General features: G+C 66.4%; 8 protein-coding genes. All 8 read right to left on the reverse strand.

All coding sequences use genetic code 11. From position 1 onward, the window contains the following. The coding region (locus AC1DMG_RS18900; RefSeq protein ID WP_477180899.1) for a YebC/PmpR family DNA-binding transcriptional regulator at positions 1-319 on the reverse strand (319 nt) is incomplete at its 3' end. Positions 320-421: 102 nt separating this feature from the next. Beyond that, positions 422-1057, reverse strand: a complete 636-nt coding sequence (locus AC1DMG_RS18905; protein WP_477178423.1) for an esterase/lipase family protein — start codon at positions 1055-1057, stop codon at positions 422-424. A gap of 164 nt (positions 1058-1221) precedes the next feature. After that, on the reverse strand, positions 1222-2991 hold the full coding sequence (gene aspS / locus AC1DMG_RS18910) for an aspartate--tRNA ligase (RefSeq protein WP_477180900.1): 1770 nt from the start codon (positions 2989-2991) through the stop codon (positions 1222-1224). A gap of 131 nt (positions 2992-3122) precedes the next feature. Further along, positions 3123-3701: a DUF3011 domain-containing protein gene (locus AC1DMG_RS18915; RefSeq protein ID WP_046971060.1), complete on the reverse strand. Its 579-nt coding sequence runs from the start codon at positions 3699-3701 to the stop codon at positions 3123-3125. Between the two features lie 124 nt (positions 3702-3825). After that, positions 3826-4113, reverse strand: a complete 288-nt coding sequence (locus AC1DMG_RS18920; RefSeq protein ID WP_441603141.1) for an FmdB family zinc ribbon protein — start codon at positions 4111-4113, stop codon at positions 3826-3828. 122 nt (positions 4114-4235) lie between these two features. Further along, complete coding sequence (locus AC1DMG_RS18925; protein WP_477176302.1) at positions 4236-4955, reverse strand: adenosylcobinamide-GDP ribazoletransferase; 720 nt, start codon at positions 4953-4955, stop codon at positions 4236-4238. Continuing rightward, positions 4952-5530, reverse strand: coding sequence for a histidine phosphatase family protein (locus AC1DMG_RS18930; protein WP_477178424.1), 579 nt, complete (start codon positions 5528-5530; stop codon positions 4952-4954). The genes AC1DMG_RS18925 and AC1DMG_RS18930 overlap by 4 nt, the downstream gene beginning before the upstream one ends. Then, positions 5527-5905, reverse strand: a 379-nt coding sequence (locus AC1DMG_RS18935; RefSeq protein WP_477180901.1) for a nicotinate-nucleotide--dimethylbenzimidazole phosphoribosyltransferase, incomplete at its 5' end; no start/stop codon positions are given. The genes AC1DMG_RS18935 and AC1DMG_RS18930, both read right to left, overlap by 4 nt.

The following is a 5905-nucleotide window of genomic DNA, read 5'->3' on the forward strand; positions in this document are numbered from 1 at the left end:
CGGTGCGGGTCGGGTTGTCGGTGAAGCAGTCGATGATCAGGGCGATGCCGGCCGGGCCATAGCCCTCATAGCGCAGCTCTTCCATCGCGGCGCCGCCGTCGGCGCCCGAGCCGCGCTTGATCGCGCGTTCGATGGTGTCCTTGGTCATATTGGCCGACAAAGCTTTGTCCACCGCCGCGCGCAGGCGCGGGTTGGCGGATGGATCGGCGATGCCGGCGCGTGTTGCCACGGTGATTTCGCGGATCAGCTTGGTGAACACCTTGGCGCGCTTGGCGTCTTCGGCATTCTTGCGACCTTCGATGGACGGGCCTCTACCCATGGCACTTCCTGCAAATCTGGTGAACGGACGAGGCGCGAATTCTATCGCTTCGCGGCGTAGTACGGGCAAGCGGCACGCGAAAGCGCCTGGGAGTGCGCCCTGTCAGGCCTCGGCGCGATCGAAACGACCCTGCTGGAGGAACTGGGTGACCTGGCGCGCGGCTTCCTGGGAAAACAGCAGCCCCGTATGGTTGGTCTCGATGGCGCAATGGTCGGCAATGCCTGGGAGGAAAGTCTCTTCCAGCGTCACACAGCCGTCGTTATCGCCCTCGAACTGTCCGATCATCGCGCCCAGGCCGAGCGACACCTTGCCGGCGATCACACCCACCTCGCGCTCGCCCTGCCAGCGGTCGAAGCCGTTTTCCAGCAGTTCGCGATTGTGGCCGAGCAAGACCTCGCCACCGCGCCCCATGCCGGCGAAGCGACGCGCGGCGGCGCTGCCCTTGAGCGGCGACCCCAGACAGACCACGCGGCCCGGCGGCAACGCGACTTCGGCGCAGGCGCGCAGCGCCAGCAGGCCGCCCAGGCTGTGTCCGACCAGATGTACCCGCTGGGAGTCCTGCCCAAGCTCATGGATGCGAGCCTGCAGGCTGTTGAGAATGCGCGGCTGCGACGCTGCCACGCTCATATAGTCGAAGCGATGAACGCGAAAGCCCGCCTCCATCATGCGCCGATGCAGCAGCAAGAGCGCGAAACCGCGCATCCAAAGGCCGTGCAGGAGAATGACGTGATCGGTCATGGCGCCAGGGTGTGATGCATCAACGACAGGGCAGATGGCCGCGCGTTGGAAGCGCGGTCATTGTGTAGAGTCGATTGTGCACAAAAAGTTGCGACAGGGTCGCGACGCAGTGCGCGCTGGAGTTTGCTCGTCATCCCGGCACCAGCCGGAATGACGGCAGAAAATCAGACCGGCTTCGCTTCCGCAGCCACCTTCACATGCAGCTCCTTCAGCTGCGCCTCGCTCACCAGCGACGGCGCATCGGTCATCAGATCCTGCGCGCTGGTGGTCTTGGGGAAGGCGATCACGTCGCGGATGGATTCGGTGCCAGCCATCAACGCGGCGATGCGGTCGATGCCGAAGGCCAGGCCGCCGTGCGGCGGCGCGCCGAATTTCAGCGCCTTGAGCAGGAAGCCGAACTTCATCTCGGCCTCTTCCGGCGTGATGCCGAGCAGGTCGAACACCGTGCTCTGCATGTCCGGGCGATGGATACGGATGGAACCGCCGCCGATCTCGTTGCCGTTGAGCACCATGTCGTAACCGCGGCTCACCGCGTTGGACGCATTCGCGCGCAGTTCGGCGATGTCGTCCACCTTKGGCGCGGTGAACGGATGATGCAGGGCGACGAAGCGCTTTTCTTCCTCGTCGTATTCGAACATCGGGAAGTCGGTGACCCACAGCGGCTTCCAGCTGTTTTCGACCAGGCCGCGGTCCTTGCCGACCTTCAGACGCAGCGCGCCCATGAAGTCGGTGACGGCCTTCCACGTGCCCGCGCCGAAGAACAGCATGTCGCCCGATTCGGCGCCGGTGAGCTTGAGCACGCCTTGCAGCGCCTGATCGTCAAGGAACTTGGCCACCGGCGAGTTGATGCCGTCGCGACCCTTGGACAGATCATCCACGCGCAGCCAGGCCAGGCCCTTCGCGCCGTACTTGGCCACGTATTCGGTGAGCTGGTCGATTTCCTTGCGGGTGAACGTCGCGCCGCCCGGCACGCGCAGCGCCGCCACGCGACCGTTGTCGGCATTGGCCGGCTCGGCAAACACCTTGAATTCCACATGCTTCACCGCGTCGGCGATGTCGACCAGCTCGAGCGCGATGCGCAGGTCCGGCTTGTCCGAACCGAAGCGACGCATGGCTTCGGCCCAGGTCATGCGCGGGAACGACGCGTCGAGCTCGACGTTGACCACTTCCTTGAACACGTGGCGGATCAGTTCCTCCACGAAGTCCTGCACGTCTTTTTCTTCGACGAAGGCGAACTCAAGGTCGAGCTGGGTGAATTCGGGCTGGCGATCGGCGCGCAGGTCTTCGTCGCGGAAGCAGCGCGCGATCTGATAGTAGCGGTCGAAACCGGCCATCATCAGGATCTGCTTGAASAGCTGCGGCGACTGCGGCAGCGCGTAGAACTGGCCCGGATGCACGCGGCTGGGCACCAGGTAATCGCGCGCGCCTTCGGGCGTGGCCTTGGTCAGGATCGGCGTCTCGATGTCCTGGAAACCGGCCGCATCCAGATACCGGCGCAGCGACTGCACCAGCTTGATGCGACGGCGCATCATCTGCTGCATGTCCGGGCGGCGCAGGTCGAGGTAGCGATACGTCAGGCGCATCTCCTCGTTGGGATTCTCGTGCATCGCGAACGGCAGGTMCTTCGCGGCGTTGAGAATCTCGACCTGGTCAGCCACCAGTTCCACCGTGCCGGTGCGCAGCTTGTCGTTCACCGACAGGCGCTTGCGGATGGTGCCGGTGACGCGCAGGCAATATTCGTTGCCGATTTCGTTGGCCACGGCAAACGCGGCGGCGTTGTCACGCTCGATCACCACCTGGGCCAGGCCCTCGTGGTCGCGCAGGTCGACGAAAGCCACGTGGCTCTGCAGGCGCAGGGTGTTGACCCAGCCACACAGGGAAACGGTCTGACCGACCAGTGCCTCATCGATGAGGCCGCAAAAATGCGTGCGCATGCGCTTGGAACTCCGGGCCGCTGGGCGGCGTGATGCGTGGACAAGAAGACCCGGAATGTTAACACCGACCCGCCCGGCGGCGGGCAGCAGGCGGGGTTGGAAAACCGCGCCTGCGCCCACGTTTCAGTCCATTACCAGCGGCGATTCACCGAGAACAGGCCGCGGCAGCCCTTGGAAACCCACACGCCGGCACGGTTCCAGCCCCAGCTGTAGCCCTGCTCGCAGGGCGAACCGGACAGCTGGCGCAGCAGCACGGCATTGCCGCGGCCACCCACGTCCACCTGGCAGAAGTGGTACTGCTTGTCGTTGCTTTCGCACTGCAGGCGGATCTCGCGATCCCAGTCGGGACCCGGGCGCCAGCCGCCGTTGTCCGGCGGCCGATAGCCCGGCGGCGGGTAATAGCCACCACCACCCGGCGGGCGGTAACCGCCACCGCCCATTTCGACGAACTGGGCGCGGCAGCCCTGATCCACCCACAGGCCGCCGCGATCGACGCCCCAGGTCCGCCCGCGGATGCACGGGCTGTTCGATTCCTGGCGGATCATTTCGGCGTCGCGCCACGGCACCTGGCAACGCGTGAAGCGGCCATCGTCGCTGCCGCAACGCACCTGGTCGCGACCCTGCGCATGTACGGCCGGCGCCGCCACCCACAGCAGGCCTGCCATGAGACCTGCCGCTACACCCATCAAGCCTGTTCGTATCCGGAACATCAATCCCACTCCTCTGTGACGGCTAGTCACGCTAGTGGGAATATCTTCAACCGGAATTGAATATCTTGCGACTGTTCGTAGAAACCTGCCGGCCGGCTATCCGCCGTTCAGCCATCCGGCTCGCTCAGCTGTCGCTGGAGGAGCTCGATGAGCTGGAGGGCGCGGGCGGGCTCGGCGCACTGGCCGCAGGCGCGGCGCTGTCGCCGGCCAGGTTGCGCTTCTTGTCGCCGTCCTTCTTGAAGTCGGTCTCGTACCAGCCGCTGCCGGCCAGGCGGAAACCCGGGGCGCTCAGGCGTCGCTTCACTTCGGCCACGTCGCAAGCCGGGCACACCGACGGATCGGGATCGGCGATCTTTTGCAGGCGGTCAAAACGGTGGCCGCAGCTGGCGCATTCAAATTCGTAGATAGGCATGGACACTCCGAAGGATCGATCGCCGTGCCGGGATCACGCACCGGCGCATACGGCGACAACTGTCCATTATCGAGGCGAACGGCGGGAATTCAACGATTTGTAGGTGCTGGCAAGGCAAACCGCTAGAGCGCCAGCGCCACCAGTACGGCCGCCTCCGTGAATTCGGTCAGCGCACCGCAGGTATCGCCGGTCATGCCGCCAAGCCGGCGCAGGCAGGTCCATCGCCACCAGGCAAAAACCAAGGCGGCCACCAAGACGGCCCGCAGCCCGTGCCATCCGGCGAACAATGCAACGATCGCGGCGAGCAGCAGCGCCACCGCGCACACCGCCCGCGACTCACCCACCAGGCCGCTGCCCAGGCCGCCGCTGCGCACGTAGGGCGTCGTCATGAACGCCGCGGTGAGCACGGAGCGGCCAAGCAAGGGTGCCACCCATAACATCGCCGATGGCTGCGGGACGCTGGCCAGCGCCGCGAACTTCAACAGCAAGACCAGCACGATCGCGGTAACGCCGATCGGGCCGCTGCGCGGGTCTTTCATGATGGTCAGCGTGCGCTCGCGATCGCCCAGGCCGCCCACCCAGGCGTCCGCGCTGTCGGCCAGGCCGTCCAGGTGCAGTGCGCCCGTGAGCGCCACCCACGCGACCAGCAATAGCGCTGCCGCAAGCAAGGGCGACGCGCCGGACAACAGCCAACCCAGGCACCACAGCAACGCGCCAAGCAACAAGCCCACGGCGGGATACCAGGCCAGCTGTGCCGAGGGCGAGGACGCGCCATCGAACGCGCGCGCCGGCAGCGGCAAGCGCGTGAGAAAGCCGATGGCCGCGAACAGCCCTCGCATCAGGCCTGGTCCTGCTTGCTCGATGGCGCCGCCCACGGCAGCACATGCAGCGATGCGTGCGGCACGTCGATGTTCGCCATCTCGCCGAAGTCGCGCGCTTCCGCCTCGCAACGCAGCAGCCGGATCGCGCCGCCATGGGTCACCACCAGCACGCGCTGGGTTTCCGCCGCTTCGGCGACTTCGTTCAAGGCCGAGCAAAGACGATCGCGAAAGGCCGCGAACGACTCGCCGCCCGGCGGCGGATGCGCGACGGGATCAGCCCAGAAGCGCGCCAGCGCATCGCCCTGTTGCTGGGCCAGCGTCTCGATGGGTACGCCCTGCCAATCGCCGAAGTGGTATTCGGCCAGACGCGAATCGACCCGCATCGGCACGCGGCGTGCACAGGCCAGATCCTGCGCAAACTCCGCGCAACGACGCAGCGGCGACGTGACGATGGCATCCCAGCTGCGTCCGAAAATCGCCGCACGCAATTGACTCCAGCCCAGCGGGCTGAGCGCGTCGTCGAGTTGGCCGCGATAGCTGCGCTGCCCGGTATCGCCATGGCGCAACAAATCGATGCCGGTGTGCTTGCCGATCATGCGCTGCTCACCCCCGCCTGCGCGAAGGTGGCCATGCGCGCGTGCAGATCGCAGGCCAGGCGCATCAGCGGCACGGCCGCGGCAGCACCGCTGCCCTCGCCCAGGCGCAGGCCAAGATCCAGCAACGGATCGGCTTCGAGCACCGAAAGCAGGCGCGCGTGCCCGCGCTCGCGCGAACGGTGCGCGAAGAACATCCACTCACGGCAGGACGGATTGATGCGCACGGCTGCCAGGGCCGCGGCCGTGGTGATGAAGCCATCGACCAGCACCGGGATGCCGCGCTGCGCCGCGCCGATATACGCGCCGCAAAGCGCAGCGATCTCGAAGCCGCCCACGCGACCGAGCCAGGCCAGCGCATCGTCGTCGGCGGGATAG

Source organism: Dyella sp. 01N36 (assembly GCF_056399745.1).